The organism is Brevundimonas sp. UBA2416 (genome assembly GCF_002343105.1).
Lineage (GTDB): Bacteria > Pseudomonadota > Alphaproteobacteria > Caulobacterales > Caulobacteraceae > Brevundimonas.
This window is the reverse complement of the sequence record NZ_DDRM01000044.1, coordinates 1-13,255: the sequence shown is the minus strand read 5'-3', so window position 1 is coordinate 13,255 and position 13,255 is coordinate 1. Positions and strand designations below refer to the sequence as shown.

At 69.6% G+C, this 13,255-nt stretch carries 16 protein-coding genes; 10 read left to right on the top strand and 6 right to left on the bottom strand.

All coding sequences use genetic code 11. From position 1 onward, the window contains the following. The 5 genes from B3E43_RS14220 to B3E43_RS14200 all read right to left on the bottom strand — a co-directional run. Nucleotides 1–318 (bottom strand): glycerophosphodiester phosphodiesterase family protein (locus B3E43_RS14220; protein WP_292030709.1); only part of this gene is annotated, 318 nt, incomplete at its 3' end. A gap of 169 nt (nucleotides 319–487) precedes the next feature. Further along, nucleotides 488–1,393: a cobalamin biosynthesis protein CbiG gene (locus B3E43_RS14215; RefSeq protein WP_292030627.1), complete on the bottom strand. Its 906-nt coding sequence runs from the start codon at nucleotides 1,391–1,393 to the stop codon at nucleotides 488–490. A gap of 401 nt (nucleotides 1,394–1,794) precedes the next feature. Then, the gene (locus B3E43_RS14210) at nucleotides 1,795–2,310 is read right to left on the bottom strand and encodes a hypothetical protein (RefSeq protein WP_292030625.1); all 516 of its coding nucleotides are present in this window, start codon (nucleotides 2,308–2,310) and stop codon (nucleotides 1,795–1,797) included. A gap of 2 nt (nucleotides 2,311–2,312) precedes the next feature. Then, complete coding sequence (xth, locus tag B3E43_RS14205) at nucleotides 2,313–3,110, bottom strand: exodeoxyribonuclease III (RefSeq protein ID WP_292030622.1); 798 nt, start codon at nucleotides 3,108–3,110, stop codon at nucleotides 2,313–2,315. A gap of 216 nt (nucleotides 3,111–3,326) precedes the next feature. Then, nucleotides 3,327–4,325 carry a hypothetical protein gene (locus tag B3E43_RS14200; protein WP_292030621.1) on the bottom strand — a complete coding sequence of 333 codons (999 nt, stop codon included), beginning with the start codon at nucleotides 4,323–4,325 and terminating at the stop codon, nucleotides 3,327–3,329. A gap of 140 nt (nucleotides 4,326–4,465) precedes the next feature. Between B3E43_RS14200 and B3E43_RS14195 the strand changes: the two genes are divergently transcribed. The 6 genes from B3E43_RS14195 to B3E43_RS14170 are packed head-to-tail and all read left to right on the top strand — an operon-like array spanning nucleotide 4,466 to nucleotide 9,327. Further along, entirely contained in the window at nucleotides 4,466–5,557 is a 1,092-nt protein-coding gene (locus B3E43_RS14195) for an MBL fold metallo-hydrolase (protein ID WP_292030619.1), read from the top strand. Continuing rightward, on the top strand, nucleotides 5,554–6,327 hold the full coding sequence (locus B3E43_RS14190) for an enoyl-CoA hydratase (protein WP_292030617.1): 774 nt from the start codon (nucleotides 5,554–5,556) through the stop codon (nucleotides 6,325–6,327). The genes B3E43_RS14195 and B3E43_RS14190 overlap by 4 nt, the downstream gene beginning before the upstream one ends. 34 nt (nucleotides 6,328–6,361) lie before the next feature. Beyond that, on the top strand, nucleotides 6,362–6,838 hold the full coding sequence (locus B3E43_RS14185; RefSeq protein ID WP_292030615.1) for a GNAT family N-acetyltransferase: 477 nt from the start codon (nucleotides 6,362–6,364) through the stop codon (nucleotides 6,836–6,838). 52 nt (nucleotides 6,839–6,890) lie between these two features. After that, nucleotides 6,891–7,457 carry a DUF1285 domain-containing protein gene (locus B3E43_RS14180; protein WP_292030613.1) on the top strand — a complete coding sequence of 189 codons (567 nt, stop codon included), beginning with the start codon at nucleotides 6,891–6,893 and terminating at the stop codon, nucleotides 7,455–7,457. After that, nucleotides 7,454–8,113, top strand: a complete 660-nt coding sequence (locus tag B3E43_RS14175) for a CoA pyrophosphatase (protein WP_292030610.1) — start codon at nucleotides 7,454–7,456, stop codon at nucleotides 8,111–8,113. The genes B3E43_RS14180 and B3E43_RS14175 overlap by 4 nt, the downstream gene beginning before the upstream one ends. Beyond that, complete coding sequence (locus B3E43_RS14170; protein WP_292030708.1) at nucleotides 8,113–9,327, top strand: CCA tRNA nucleotidyltransferase; 1,215 nt, start codon at nucleotides 8,113–8,115, stop codon at nucleotides 9,325–9,327. The genes B3E43_RS14175 and B3E43_RS14170 overlap by 1 nt, the downstream gene beginning before the upstream one ends. Here the strand turns inward: B3E43_RS14170 and B3E43_RS14165 are convergent. Continuing rightward, complete coding sequence (locus tag B3E43_RS14165; protein ID WP_292030608.1) at nucleotides 9,308–10,240, bottom strand: endonuclease/exonuclease/phosphatase family protein; 933 nt, start codon at nucleotides 10,238–10,240, stop codon at nucleotides 9,308–9,310. The two genes, B3E43_RS14170 and B3E43_RS14165, sit on opposite strands and share 20 nt — an antisense overlap. A gap of 84 nt (nucleotides 10,241–10,324) precedes the next feature. Here B3E43_RS14165 and B3E43_RS14160 point away from each other — a divergent pair, with 84 nt between their 5' ends. From B3E43_RS14160 to B3E43_RS14145, 4 genes are all read left to right on the top strand, one after another. Next, nucleotides 10,325–10,804 carry a DUF4112 domain-containing protein gene (locus B3E43_RS14160; RefSeq protein ID WP_292030606.1) on the top strand — a complete coding sequence of 160 codons (480 nt, stop codon included), beginning with the start codon at nucleotides 10,325–10,327 and terminating at the stop codon, nucleotides 10,802–10,804. A gap of 61 nt (nucleotides 10,805–10,865) precedes the next feature. Beyond that, nucleotides 10,866–11,426 (top strand): sigma-70 family RNA polymerase sigma factor, encoded by a 561-nt coding sequence (locus tag B3E43_RS14155; protein WP_292030604.1) that lies wholly within the window; start codon nucleotides 10,866–10,868, stop codon nucleotides 11,424–11,426. Continuing rightward, nucleotides 11,423–12,151 carry an anti-sigma factor gene (locus tag B3E43_RS14150; RefSeq protein WP_292030602.1) on the top strand — a complete coding sequence of 243 codons (729 nt, stop codon included), beginning with the start codon at nucleotides 11,423–11,425 and terminating at the stop codon, nucleotides 12,149–12,151. Before B3E43_RS14155 ends, B3E43_RS14150 begins: the two co-directional genes overlap by 4 nt. Nucleotides 12,152–12,433: 282 nt before the next feature. Then, nucleotides 12,434–13,255 (top strand): DUF2793 domain-containing protein (locus tag B3E43_RS14145; protein WP_292030599.1); only part of this gene is annotated, 822 nt, incomplete at its 3' end.

Here is a 13,255-nt window from a genome sequence, read left to right as displayed (position 1 = left end):
GGTGAAGTCCTCGGTGAACCAGCCGGTGACGGGCCGTCCGTCGATGGTCTTCGTCGTGTGGCGGTGGGCGAAGGCGGGGTGGGCGGCGACGTCGGTGGTTCCGCCGATCTCGTTCTCGTGGCGCACGATCAGGACGCCGTCGGCGGTCATGACCAGATCGGGTTCGATGACGTCGGCGCCTTGCTGGATGGCGAGGTCATAGGCGGCGCGGGTGTGCTCGGGGCGTTCGCCGGAGGCGCCGCGGTGGGCGATGATGAGGGGGTGGCGGGTCAGGGTGGTGCTCCCTCTTCTGCTGTCGTCATCCTCCGGCGAGCGCAGCGAGACCGGGGGACCCAGCGGCGCCGCGACGGCGGCGAAACACCGGCGAATGCAAACAGCCTATGCCCAAACACTGTGCTCCCGACAGGGTCGCGCTCGGGCGCGCCGCTGGGTCCCCCGGTCTGCGCCGCGAAGGCGCGGCTTGCCGGAGGATGACGAAAGCAAAGAGCTACGCCCCCAGAATCCAGCCTTCTTCCTGCTCGACCTTCGCGATCAGGGCCTCGGTCGCGCCCTTGGGCGGGGCGAAGGCGGCGGAGAGGGTTCCGGCCTCGTCGAGCGCGGCGAAATGTTCGGCGGTGACGCGGACCTGGGCCTGGTCCTTGAACTCGCCTTCGTTCGGTCTGGCGTTGAACATGGACGGGTAGACCTCGACGACGAGGGCCGAGAGGGGCTCGACATCGGCGGCGTCCAGCGCGCGCCAGCCGGTGCCGAAGGGCCAGACGGCGCCCGAGGGGCCGAGCTTCTCGAGCAGGCGGCGAACAGCGGGGACGCCGACGAGGGTCTGGCCGCCGACGGCGCCGGCGCCGTGCATCTGCCAGACGCTCTTGGGCTGGAGCTTGCCCTTGCGGGCCGCGTCCTGCGTCGCGCGGTATTCGGGGATGTCGGCGCCCGAGCCGGCGGGGGGCTTGGTCGTGGTCAGCCAGCGCTGGGCCTGATTGGCCGGGGCGCCCCACATGGGCCAGGCGTTGTCGGTCATGAGGCGGTTGATCTTGGCCGCGACCTGGTAACGGTTGTTGGTGTTGTCGGGCTTGTCGACCACGTTGGAGGCGAGGAATTTCCACATCGCCGACCACGGGGTTCCGGTGAGCTTCAGCCGCTCGGCCGTGCCGGCGGGGAAGCCGAAATTGAAGTCGAAGCCGACCAGGACCCGGTCGCCGCGCTTGCGGTGTTCGGCCAGCAGGGAGGCCAGCAGGGCCTCGCCCTCGGCCCGCGTCGCGACATTGTGGGTCTCGGTATAGAGGCGGAAACGCACATCGCGTTTGGCCACGCCGAGCCAGACGGAGCCCTCGCCGAGCTTCTTGCCCTCGGCGGCGGTCCAGTCAGCGATGATGTAGGCGTCGAACAGGCGGGCCACGGGGGCTCCTCGGGGAACTCGGTCACAGGGAATGGGGGGTTCTAGCGGTCCGGGGGCGGGGGAGGAAGGGCTGCGGGCGCTATCCGTGCTTGGGTTGCCTCGCCTCCCGCTCCTTCGCCCAAGCGAAAGCTGGTTCATCACAAAGGACACGAAGGAATTCACGAAGGACACCAGGGGTCCTGTGAGGAGGATCCAGCTGGCCTCGCCGTCGAGCAGCGAGACGACTCTGGATCGAGGCCAAGGCCTCGATCGGGTCAGGCGGCGAATGCCGCGATCCCATGATCCCCGAAAAGGGAAGCTCCGATCTGGACGCGCACCCGGTTCCTTTGTGCCCTTCGTGAATTCCTTCGTGTCCTTTGTGATGAACCTGCTCGCGAGAAGCCACGCACCGACCGCGGAGCCTAGCCTTTCAGCAGGGCCTCGAGGTGCGAGAGCCAGCGGCGGCCCAGTCTCAGGGCCTCGCCGGGGGAGCCGGTCTGGACGGGGAGGGTGGCGTCCCAGAGGGCCAGTTCGAACTCGGGATGGCGGGCGTCGGCGAACATCAGTCGCAGCACCACCTGTTCGGCGTCGGGGGCCAGAAGATCGAGCGCCTTGCGGGCCTCGCCGCGGCGGACGCGGGCGACGACATGGCCGTCGACGATGATCTCGCCGCCCTCGATCTCCTCGAAGGCATAGACCAGACCGGAGCCGCCCCGGTTCCACAGGACCGCGACCTGGGCGCCGTCAAAGTCGAGACCGGCGGCGCGGCCCTCGGCAGGGGACAGGGCCTCGGCCTCGGGCGTGACGCCGAGCGATTTCAGCAGGGCCCGGCGCATGCGGCGGATCGGCTCCATCCACCAGTTCAGGACCAGGGCGCCCGTGGTCAGGGCCGCCGCCGCCAAGGCCACCAGCAATATGACCCTGAGGACGTCGGCCAAGCTCAGTCCTCCAGCTCGACGACGACGGGGACGTGGTCCGAAGGCTTCTCCATGTCGCGGGCGTCGCGATGGGTCTCGACGCCGACGAAGCGGTCGGCGGCCTGGGGCGAGAGCAGGTGGAAGTCGATGCGGATGCCGTGGTCGCGCTGCCAGGCCCCGGCCTGGTAGTCCCAGAAGGTGAAGGTCCCGGGCGGCTGTTTGCCCAGCGCGCCGGCCTCGGACAGGCCGAGATGGGTCAGGGCCCGGAAGGCGGCGCGACTCTCGGGCTGGAACAGGGCGTCGGTCACCCAGGCGGACGGGTTCTTCGCGTCGTCCGGGGTGGGTATGACGTTGTAGTCGCCGCAGAGGGTGAAGGCCTCTTCCTGCCGCAGCAGGTCCTTCGCATGGGCCTGCAACCGGTCCATCCAGGCCAGTTTGTAGGCGAACTTTTCCGTGCCGATCGGGTTGCCGTTGGGCAGGTAGAGGCAGCCGACGCGGACCGGCCGCGGGCATTCGATCACGGCCTCGATGTAGCGGGCCTGTTCGAACTCGGCCTCGAAGCCCGAGGCGTCGACGCCGGGCAGGCCGCGCCGCACGTCGCTGAGCGGATATTTCGAGAGCAGGGCGACGCCGTTGTAGGTCTTCTGGCCCTGGGTCTCGACATTGTAGCCGAGCGATTCAAAGGCCTCGCGGGGGAATTTCTCGTCGAGACATTTGATCTCCTGGAAGCCGACCACGTCGGGCTGGGCCGCTTCCAGCCACGCCAGCACTGTCGGCAGGCGGGCGTTGACGGAGTTCACGTTCCAGGTGGCGATGCGCATGCGCCATGCTTACGGCGCGTCGGGGCGGTCTGTGAAGAAGGGATCGCCCCGACGACTTTGCCGTCAGGTCGACCAAACTGACGGCAAAGTCGTCCGGAATTATGCTGGAGCGAAATCTGAGCCCCGGCGGACTGCGTCCACCAGGACCGATTTCGCTCTAACGAAAACGCCCCGGAGCGAACTCCGGGGCGTCATCTCGATCGAACCGTGGTCCGCTTACTCGGTCGGCGGCAGGGCCGGGGCCGGGGTGAACCGGCAGCCGCCGCCGATGCGCTGGGCGGTGGCGCAGGGATAGATCTGCTGGGTCACGCCCTCGGCGTTGATGCGGGCGATATAGCCTTCGCCCTCGGCGGCGCATTTGGCTTCATAGAAGCGGCCGTTGGCGTTCTGGCCCATCAGGCGGACCTGGGTGACATCGCAGGCAGCGGCTTCCGTACCGGCCAGTTTGGGCTCGAAGCCGTCGGCCTGTTCCTGGCCGGTGGTGAAGCGGCAGGTACCGCCGACGGACGAGATCTGCAGGCAGTCCTGGAGCTTCCAGCCGGTGCCGACCCTCTCAAGCCAGTAGCCGTCAACACCCGCGCAGCCGACCTCATAGACGATGTTGTCGGCGTCGCTCTTGCCGATGGCCACGGCCTCGTCGACCGTGCAGGTGACACCGGCGTCGCGGGCCCAGCCGCCGATCACGGCCAGACCATTCTGGTTGGCGGGCAGGGTGCACTGCTGGCCGACGTCGGCGGCAGGATCGCGCAGGCGGGCCGTGTAGGCGGTGCCGGCCAGCTCGAGGCAGTTGAAGTTCTGGGGCGGCGTCGACTCGATAAGGATCAGGCCGGGGCCTTCCGAGCAGGCGGCCTCGTAGATTTTCTGCTGTTCGGCGTTCATGCCCGGCTGGGAGGCCTCGGTCACCGTGCAGGCACCGCCGGTGGCGACGACCAGCGCCTGGGCGGCGGCCTTGATTTCCTCGGGCGTCGGGGCGACCGGGGGCGGCGCGGGCCGATTGCGGGTCGCGCGGTTGTCCGGCACGCGGTCGCGACGACCGCCGCCGACGCGGCCGGGCAGCACGCCGTCGCCGCGAATATTGCCGGAGGCCCGGTCCGATTCGGAACGACCGCCTGTCCCGGGGTCCTGGGGGACGTCCTGGGCGAAGGCGGGCTGGGTCGCGACCAGCGCCAGGGCGACGGCGCCGCCCACGAGCGCGAGCAACTTTCTGTGGAACACGAGACTACTCCGAACAGGAAAAATGTTGGCTCAACCCTTGGCGGGCCGATGTGGCGGGGTCAAGGCATGCGCTCGCGAGCGGCTGGACGACGACGGTCGCTTGAGGGTATCAAGGTCATGAGTTTCAATTGGAGACGGACTTGGCGGACGGCGTTGTCCCGGCGGAGATCGATCAGGCGGCGCGGGACGGGCGCGGCCTGACCTATCCGCATCCGGTCCCGCCCGGGTTTGGGGAGGCGATCGAGGTCGCGCCGGGCGTACTGTGGATGCGGCTGTCGATGCCGATCGCCCTGAACCACATCAATGTCTATGCGATCGAGGACGGTGAAGGCTGGGCCCTGATCGACACCGGGCTGAACATTCCCGACTCGCGCGACCGCTGGGACGCACTGCTGGAAGGACCGCTGGGCGGGCGGCCGGTGACGCGGGTCATCTGCACCCATATGCACCCCGACCATATCGGACTGGCGGGCTGGCTGTGCGAGCGGACGGGCGCGCCGCTGGTGATGACGCGGGTGGAATATGTCACCGCGCGGATGCTGCTGGCGGATACCGGACAGCCGGCGCCGGAAGCGGGGGCGGTCCACTATCGCGCCGCGGGCTGGGATGAAGCGCAGATCGAGACGTACCGGCGGGAATACGGCCAGTTCGGCCGGGCGGTATCGCCGATGCCGACCGGCTATGTGCGTATGCGCGAGGGGGACCGGCTGAGCATCGGCGGGCAGGACTGGCGCGTAGTGGTCGGCGAGGGGCACAGCCCGGAGCATGCCTGCCTGTGGCGCGAGGCCGACGGCGTGGTGCTGGGCGGGGACCAGATCCTGCCGCGGATATCTTCGAATGTGTCGGTCTGGCCGACCGAGCCGGACGCGGATCCGCTGGGCGACTGGCTGGACTCGCTGGAGCGGATGAAGGGGATCCTGCCCCACGACGGCCTGATCCTGCCGTCGCATGGCGAGCCTTTCCATGGCGTGCACACGCGGCTGGACGCCCTGATCCGGGGGCATGAGGTTTCGCTGAAGCGGCTGGAGAAGACGTTGCAGACGCCGAAACGGGCCGTCGATGTCTTCGGCGCCCTGTTCGCGCGGGCGGTCGGGGACGGGGTGCGGGGGATGGCCACGGGCGAGGCGATCGCACATCTGAACTATCTGCTGCGTCGGGGCCGGGTCAGCAAGGTCCGCGATGCGGACGGGGTGGACTGGTGGACGATGATCAAACGGGGAGAGGCGGCGTGAGCGACCAAATTCAGACGGAACTGTCGGGCGGCGTCCTGACCGTCACCCTGGCGCGGCCGGAGAAAAAGAACGCCATCACCCAGGCCATGTACGCCGTGCTGGCCGAGGCGACCGTACGGGCGCGGACCGACGACGCCGTACGGGTGCTGGTCTTCAAGGGCCAGGGCGACAGCTTCTCGGCAGGCAACGACATCGCCGACTTCATCGCGCTGGGCTCGCAAGGGCAGCAGCCGGCGCAGATGCCGGTGTTCGACTTCCTCAAGGCGCTGGCTGAGCTGGACAAGCCGGCGGTGGCGGCGGTGCGGGGGCGGGCGGTCGGGATCGGCCTGACGATGCTGCTGCATTGCGACATGGTGGTGGTGGCCGAGGACGCCCTGCTGTCGGTTCCCTTCATCAACCTGGCGCTGGCCCCCGAGGCGGCGTCCTCAATGCTGCTGCCGGCGGTGCTGGGTCATCAGCGGGCGTTCGAGCTGTTCGCGCTCGGCGAGCCCATCGACGGGCGGACGGCGGTGGCCTGGGGACTGGCCAACCGGGCGGTCCCGGCGGATCAGGTCGACGCGGTCGCGGCGGACCTGGCCGGCAAACTGGCCGCGCGGGCGCCCAACTCCATCCGCAAGACCAAGCGGCTGATGCGCGACGCGGAGCGGCTATGGACCCTGATGCAGCGCGAGGGCGAGGCCTTCGGGAGCCAGATGACCAGCCCCGAGGCGATGGAGGCCTTCATGGCCTTCAGCCAGAAGCGCGCCCCCGACTTTTCAAAAGCCGGTTGATTCGCAGGTCGGCGAGCCCTAGTTGCGCGCCCTCATGTTCGACGCCCCCGCCAGACCCGCGCCGCTGCGCATAGAGATCGAAGCCCCCGGCGATGCGGCGGCGGTCGAGGCGCTCGTGCTGGCCGCCTTCGGTCCGGGCCGGTTCGCCAAGACGGCGGAGCGGTTGCGGGAGCGGGCGCGGATCGCGGCCGGGTTCGTGGCGCGCGAGAACGGACAGGTCATCGGCTCGGTGCGGCTGTGGGCCATCACCATCGACGGACAGCCTGCGTTGTTTCTCGGCCCCATCGCGGTTTCGGCGGCCAGCCGCCGGGCCGGACTGGGGGCCGATCTGGTGCAGGCCTGCGTGGATCACGCCGGGGACGCCGGCATCCTGCTGGTCGGTGATCTTCCCTGGTTCGGCCGGTTCGGATTCCGGCCGGCGCCGGATGCGCGGCTGAACGGGCCTGTCGATCAGCGGCGGGTGCTGTGGCGAGGCGATGGCGAGGCGGCGGGAGCGGTGCGACCGGCCTGAGTTCGGTGGTCGACGCCTTTCCGATCCGCCCGACGCGGCCTAAGTCTTGGCCATGGTGGAATCCCCGGACAGCAAGACCGGACTGGCGGGCGTCGCGGCGGCGGCGAAGCAGGCGCCGGGTCGTGGGCTGCCGCCGGTGCATCTGTGGCACCCGGCCCATTGCGGCGAGATCGACATCGTCATTCGCCGCGACGGCCTGTGGATGCATGAGGGCTCGCCGATCGGGCGGGCGGAACTGGTGCGGCTGTTCTCGACCGTGCTGCGCAGGGATGAGGACGGCTATGTGCTGGTCACGCCGGGCGAGAAGCTGTCGATCACGGTCGAGGACCTGCCGTTTCGCGCCGTGAGCGTTGCACAGCGGGGCGAGGCGCTGGTCTTCACCACCGATGTCGGCGACGAGACCGAGGCCGGACCCGAGCATCCGATCCGCGTCGATACGGATGCAGAGACTGGCGAGCCTTCGCCTTCCGTGCACGTCCGCGCCGATCTGTGGGCCCGGATTGTGCGACCGGTCTTCTATGAACTGGTCGAGATGGCGACCGTCGAGAATGGGCGGCTGACGGTGCGGTCGGGCGGCGTGGCGTTCGCGCTCGGTCCGGTCGGGGCGGGCGTTGAATGAGTCTGGCGACCCTGCGCGAGCGTCTGATCGAGCAGCTGGAACCGGCGGGCAGCTGGACAGCGGATCGTGCGCCCGCGCGGTCGGACTTCGACCTGAATCCTGACGCCGAGCGGCCCGTGCGGACGCTCAGGCCTGCCGCGGTTCTCATCCCGGTGATCGCCGGCCCGGAGGGGGCCGTGGTCCTGATGACCCGTCGGTCTGACAGTCTGGCCAGCCACACGGGCCAGATCGCCTTTGCCGGCGGGCGGCTCGATCCCGGCGAGACGGCGGTCGAGGCGGCCTTGCGCGAGGCCTTCGAGGAGGTGGCGCTGGACCCCGCGCTGGTCGAGGTGCTGGGCGTCGGCGACGCCTATGAGACCGGCACCGGCTTTCTGGTGACGCCGGTAATTGGCTGGCTGACCGCCACGCCGGCCACGACCCCGTCGCTGGACGAGGTGGCCGAGGTGTTCGAGGTGCCGTGGGACTATCTGATGGATCCGGCCAACCATCGCCGCGACTCCTATGACCGCGAGGGCCAGCCGCGCCGCTGGTACTGGGCCATCACCCATGAGGAGCGCTACATCTGGGGCGTGACGGCGGGGATCGTGCGGGCGCTGCGGACGCGGCTTTACGGCGAGGATGCCAGCGCCGATGTGGTCGCGGAGGACGCGGCGTGATGCGGCTCGACGACCAGCCCTGGCTGACGGATTCGGCGACCCGCGCCGTCATGGCCGCGCTGGAAGCAGCGGGTGGCCCCGGTTGCGCCCGCTTCGTCGGCGGCTGCGTACGCAACGCCCTGATCGGCGCGCCAGTGGCCGATATCGATATCGCGACGACCTTGAAGCCTGAAGCGACCGACCGGGCCATCCGCACCGCCGGTCTGAAGTCTGTGCCCACCGGCATCGCCCACGGCACGGTGACGGCGGTGTCGGAGCGCCAGCCGTTCGAGATCACCACCCTGCGCCGCGACGTCTCCACCGACGGGCGAAACGCCACCGTGGCCTTCACCGACGACTGGGCCGAGGACGCGGCGCGCCGGGATTTCCGCCTGAACGCCCTGTACGCCGACGGCGAGGGGCGGGTGTTCGATCCGACCGGCGAGGGCGTGGCCGATGCGGCGGCGGGACGGATCGTCTTTGTCGGCGATCCGGAGACGCGCATCCGGGAGGACTATCTGCGCATCCTGCGCTTCTTCCGCTTCTTCGCCTGGTACGGCCGGGGCGAGCCTGACCGGGCGGCGCTGGCGGCCTGTCGGGCGTTGGCGTCCGGGATGACGCGGCTGTCGGCCGAACGGGTCTCCAAGGAGTTGATGACCCTGCTGGCCGCGCCCGATCCCCGCGTCGCCATGGCGGCGATGGCCGAGGCCGGGGTGCTGGCGCAGATCCTGCCGGAGGCGGAGAGGGGTCCGTTGTTCGATGGAGCGGTCAAGACGAGCGTCGATCCCGTCATCCGCCTGATGACATTGATGCCGATCGACGAGCGCCTTGTGAGAGATGTCTCGATACGCCTGCGATTTCCAAACTCAACCCGCGACCGGCTGGCCGATGCGGCTCGCGCCGCGCCCGTCGCAAGCCTGACGATGCGCGATCCCGAGGTCCGGGCCGCCGTCTATCGCCACGGCCAGCGCGCCGTCGCCGATGCCTTGCATCGACGCTGGGCGGAAACCCCCGGAGAGGCGGATGCCGCGCAACGTTTGCTGGCGTTGGCGGAAGGCTGGCGGCGCCCGTCCATGCCGGTCGGGGGCCGGGAACTGGCCCGACTGGGCGTCGAACCGGGGCCGGAGACGGGGCGGCTGCTGAAGGCGTTCGAGGAGCGGTGGATCGCCGAGGACTTTCCGTCAGAGGGTCATGCCGAACGGCTGGCCGCCCTGCTCAATCCGCCGCGCGGGTGATCTCAACCACCACCGGGCGATGGTCCGAACCGGTCGGGCGGCCGAGCCGGCGGCTGACGAAGGCGAGGTCCGGCGAGGCGTAGATCTGGTCGATGGTGATCGCCAGAGCCGAGGGCACGGCGGCGGGCCAAGTCCCGGGAAAGCCCGGCGCAGGACGAAGGCCGATGTCGCGCTGGACCTGTTTGCCGATGCGGGCGGTGGAGACGCTGTTGAAATCGCCGGCGACCACGACGGGACCGTTCAATCCCTCAAGCATCTCATCCAGGGCCATCGTCTGGCTGATCTGCCCCCACGATTCCTCGAAGGGCCACGGTCGGGTCAGATGGATGCTGACGAGATTCAGCGCGCCGAGGGGTGTCGCCGCCCTCGCTCCGACCGCCTCTACCCCGGCCGGCCGGGGGAGCGCGGTGAGCGGATAGCGGGAGGCGATCACCGACCGGACCGCGCCGTTCGGGCGGTGAATCCGGGGGCTTGCGATCCGATGGGGATAATCGCCGACCAGCGCATCCAGATGGGGTGCAGTGGCGTCGCCCAGCTCGATCAGCATGACGACGTCGGCGTCGGCCTGACGGATGGAGGCGGCGATGGCGTCCAGATCGCGGTTCCGGACCCAGAGGTTGGCGGAGTAGAGCCGGATGGTGTCGGCTCCGGCCTCGGGGCGTGAGGCCGTTGGATACCACTGGGGGCCGACGGCGATCAGCAGCAAGGCGGCCGGCACGACCGCCGCGGCGGCCCACCGCCGCTGTTTGACGAACACGAGGAAGAGGCCGAGCCCCACGGTGGCGAACAGGGCGGGCGCCGTGAACTGGGCCAGCAGATCGGCGTACTGGTTCCGCATGCCGGAGAGCGCGACCAGACCCACGAACGTCGGGGTCGCGATCAAACCCGCCAGGGCGAGCCGGACGAGCCACACGAGCCGATTTGCGAACGATGCTTGCCTTTCCGGCTGAACGAGGTTCGTCATGGCGCGTTACGGTCTCGCTTCAGGAGGGCAGAGATGGCCAGACGGTCCGTCGCGGATATCGAGAAGATCTGGTCCAATGTCGAGGGCGTCAAGAAACTGTCCGACCGGGCGGTCGGAATCGGCCCGTTCGGAATCGGGCTGGACGGCCTGCTGACGTGGATACCGGTTGTCGGGTCGGTCTACAGCCTTGGCGCCTCCGGTTGGTTGCTGCTGCAGGCGGTGCGGGCAAGGGCCACCCCGGCGACACTGGCGCAGATGTTCGGCTATCTGGGACTCGACGGCGTGATCACCCTGACTGGCGAGGTCCCGCTGCTGTCGATCGCTCCGGACCTGCTGGACGTCGTCTTCCAGGGCCACCTGCTGGCGGCCAAGGCGCTGCAGAAGGACATTGAGACCACCCACTGGGTCGAGGCCAATGAGCGGGAGGCGCGGGCCTCAGGCGCCTATGAGGGCCATGTCGCCGACATGCGTCGGAACCCGAAGCTGCGGCGCATCGTCTATCTGCACGACTGAACCGCTTGACGAACTCCCGCAGTCACCGCCATTTCCAACCCATGCTTTGCCGGACCACTGAATGAGCGCGATTCTGACCCGAGACGAACTGGCCCAGGCGCTCGGCCGCGCGGGCGAAGGGGACCGCGCCGCCTTCCGCCGCGTCTATGAGGCGACCTCGGCGAAGCTATTGGGCGTGACCCTGCGTATCTTGGCTGACCGACAGCTAGCCGAGGACGTCTTGCAGGACACCTATCTGACCGTATGGAGGAAGGCCGGGAGCTTCGACGCGTCCCGTGCGAGCCCCATCACCTGGCTGGTGACCATCGCCCGCAACCGCGCGATCGACCGGCTGCGGTCGGGCGCTGCGATGCGCAAATCGACGCCGATCGATGAGGCTGTCACGGTCATCGCGGACGACGCCCCTTCTCCGGCGCAGGCGCTGGAGACCGGCGACGACGTGCGGCGTCTGAACGACTGTCTCGGTCAGCTGGACGACAAGACCGGGGGCGCCATCCGCACGGCCTTCATGGAAGGCGTGACCTATGACGCCCTCGCCGTGCGCGAGAATGTGCCGCTGGGGACGATGAAGAGCTGGATCCGGCGCGGATTGATGCGGCTGAGGACGTGTCTCGAATCATGACCGACTCGACCGATATCGGCGGAATGGACGAAGATCAGGCCTTGGCCGGGGAACTGGCCTTGCGCGTTCTTTCGCCAGAGGACGAGGCCGCGGCCCGCGCCCGTGAGGCCGCCGACCCCGCCTTCGCCTCCCATGTGGATGCCTGGAATGAGCGGCTGGGCGGACTGGCCCACGGGATCGCGCCGGTGGAGCCCTCGCCCTGGGTCTGGCCGCGCGTGGAGGCGGGGCTGACGCCGCCGGCCGCCGCCAATGACAATACGGTCGTCTTCTGGCGGCGCTGGGCCATCGGATCGACGGGCCTGCTGGCGGCCAGTCTGGCGGCGGTTGTCATGCTGGCGATGCAGCCGCAGCCTGCCCCGGTCGCCCCCGTAGCTCCGGCGCCCGCAGTCATCCGCGTCGCGACCCTGACGCTGGAGAGCGGCGCGGCGGCGATGACGCTGGCCTATGACGCCGGCACCGGCGAACTCTATCTGGCCCCGACCAACGAAATGGCGGGCGATGCGCGGGTGCCGCACCTGTGGCTGGTCATGCCGGAGGGCGGGGTCCAGCTGGTCGGCGCCATCGACGGCTCGTCTACCTCACGCCACAGCCTTGGCCAGGCGCTGTCCGGCCCCGCCGGATCCGCGAACGCCGTCGCGGTCTCCATGGAGGCTCCCGGCCATACGCCGGCGCCGAACAAGCCGGACGGCCCGGTCGTCGCCCAGGGTGTGTTCCAGCGGCTCTAGGCTGCATCCGCCGGCCATCTGACGCCGTAGCTGTCGTGACGGGTACGATCGCGGTGTCGCGCAAGCGCGCCGCCTGGTCCTGACAGCCTGCGGGCCCGTCGGCGGGGAGGCCGTCCAGCCCTTCCAACTACGGTCTCCCCGCTACCATTTCGCCGATTGTCAGCATATTCCTGCGCATCAGATCGTTGATAATGCGGCGTTTCATGCCGCCGACAGCGTCATCAGCCCGCCTGAGGTAGCCGCCCCTCCAGACTGATCTCCGACACGATTTCGGAGACTTCCATGAGCGACGATCACAGCGCCCGGCTGGCCCTGCCGTATCTGGCGGCCGGGCAGATGCAAAAGCACGTCACCCTGAACGAGGCCCTGACCCGGCTGGACGCGATCGTCCAGACCGTGGTGGTCAGCCGCACGACCACGGCCCAGCCGGGCGCGCCCGATGACGGCGGTCTGTGGATCCTGCCGTCCGGGGCGACGGGCGCGGACTGGAGCACGCGACCGGTAGGGGCGCTGATGCGGGCGGAGGGCGGCGGCTGGACGGTCGTGGAGGCCGGCGACGGCCTGATCGCCCTGGTGGCGGACGCCGACGAGGTCGTGGTGCGGCACGGCGGGGACTGGTCGCCGCTGGGTGCGAGGCTGGGCGTGGCGCAGGCGCTGAGCCGGCTCGGCATCGGGACGACTGCGGACGCAGGCAATCCTTTCGCGGCGCGGCTGAATACCGCCCTGTGGACGGCGCTGGAGGCCTGGGCCGGGGGCACGGGCGATCTGCGGCTGACGCTGAACAAGGAGGCGACCGGCGATGTCCTGTCGCTGCTGTTCCAGAGCGGATGGGGCGGTCGGGCGGAACTGGGTCTGGTCGGGGATGATGACCTGAGGCTCAAGGTCAGCGCCGACGGGTCGAGCTGGCATGACGCCTTCGCCGTCGACCGAGCGACGGGCCGGACGACGTTTGCGCAGGGCGCGGGGCGGCGGGCCGTGGCGGTCCTGACCGCTGATGGAAGCTATGCCGTCCCGGTATGGGCGCGGAGCGTCGAGGCCGTGATGGTCGGAGGCGGCGGTGGTGGGGGAGGCGGGGCCTTCGGCGCGTCCGGCTCTCGCTTCGGC

Coding starts and splice junctions, on each gene's coding strand:
- xth (WP_292030622.1), bottom strand. CDS start 3,110: ATGCGCATCGCCACCTGGAACGTGAACTCCGTCAACGCCCGCCTGCCG.
- B3E43_RS14185 (WP_292030615.1), top strand. CDS start 6,362: ATGTTCGACGCCCCCGCCAGACCCGCGCCGCTGCGCATAGAGATCGAA.
- B3E43_RS14180 (WP_292030613.1), top strand. CDS start 6,891: ATGGTGGAATCCCCGGACAGCAAGACCGGACTGGCGGGCGTCGCGGCG.
- B3E43_RS14175 (WP_292030610.1), top strand. CDS start 7,454: ATGAGTCTGGCGACCCTGCGCGAGCGTCTGATCGAGCAGCTGGAACCG.
- B3E43_RS14170 (WP_292030708.1), top strand. CDS start 8,113: ATGCGGCTCGACGACCAGCCCTGGCTGACGGATTCGGCGACCCGCGCC.
- B3E43_RS14160 (WP_292030606.1), top strand. CDS start 10,325: ATGGCCAGACGGTCCGTCGCGGATATCGAGAAGATCTGGTCCAATGTC.
- B3E43_RS14155 (WP_292030604.1), top strand. CDS start 10,866: ATGAGCGCGATTCTGACCCGAGACGAACTGGCCCAGGCGCTCGGCCGC.
- B3E43_RS14150 (WP_292030602.1), top strand. CDS start 11,423: ATGACCGACTCGACCGATATCGGCGGAATGGACGAAGATCAGGCCTTG.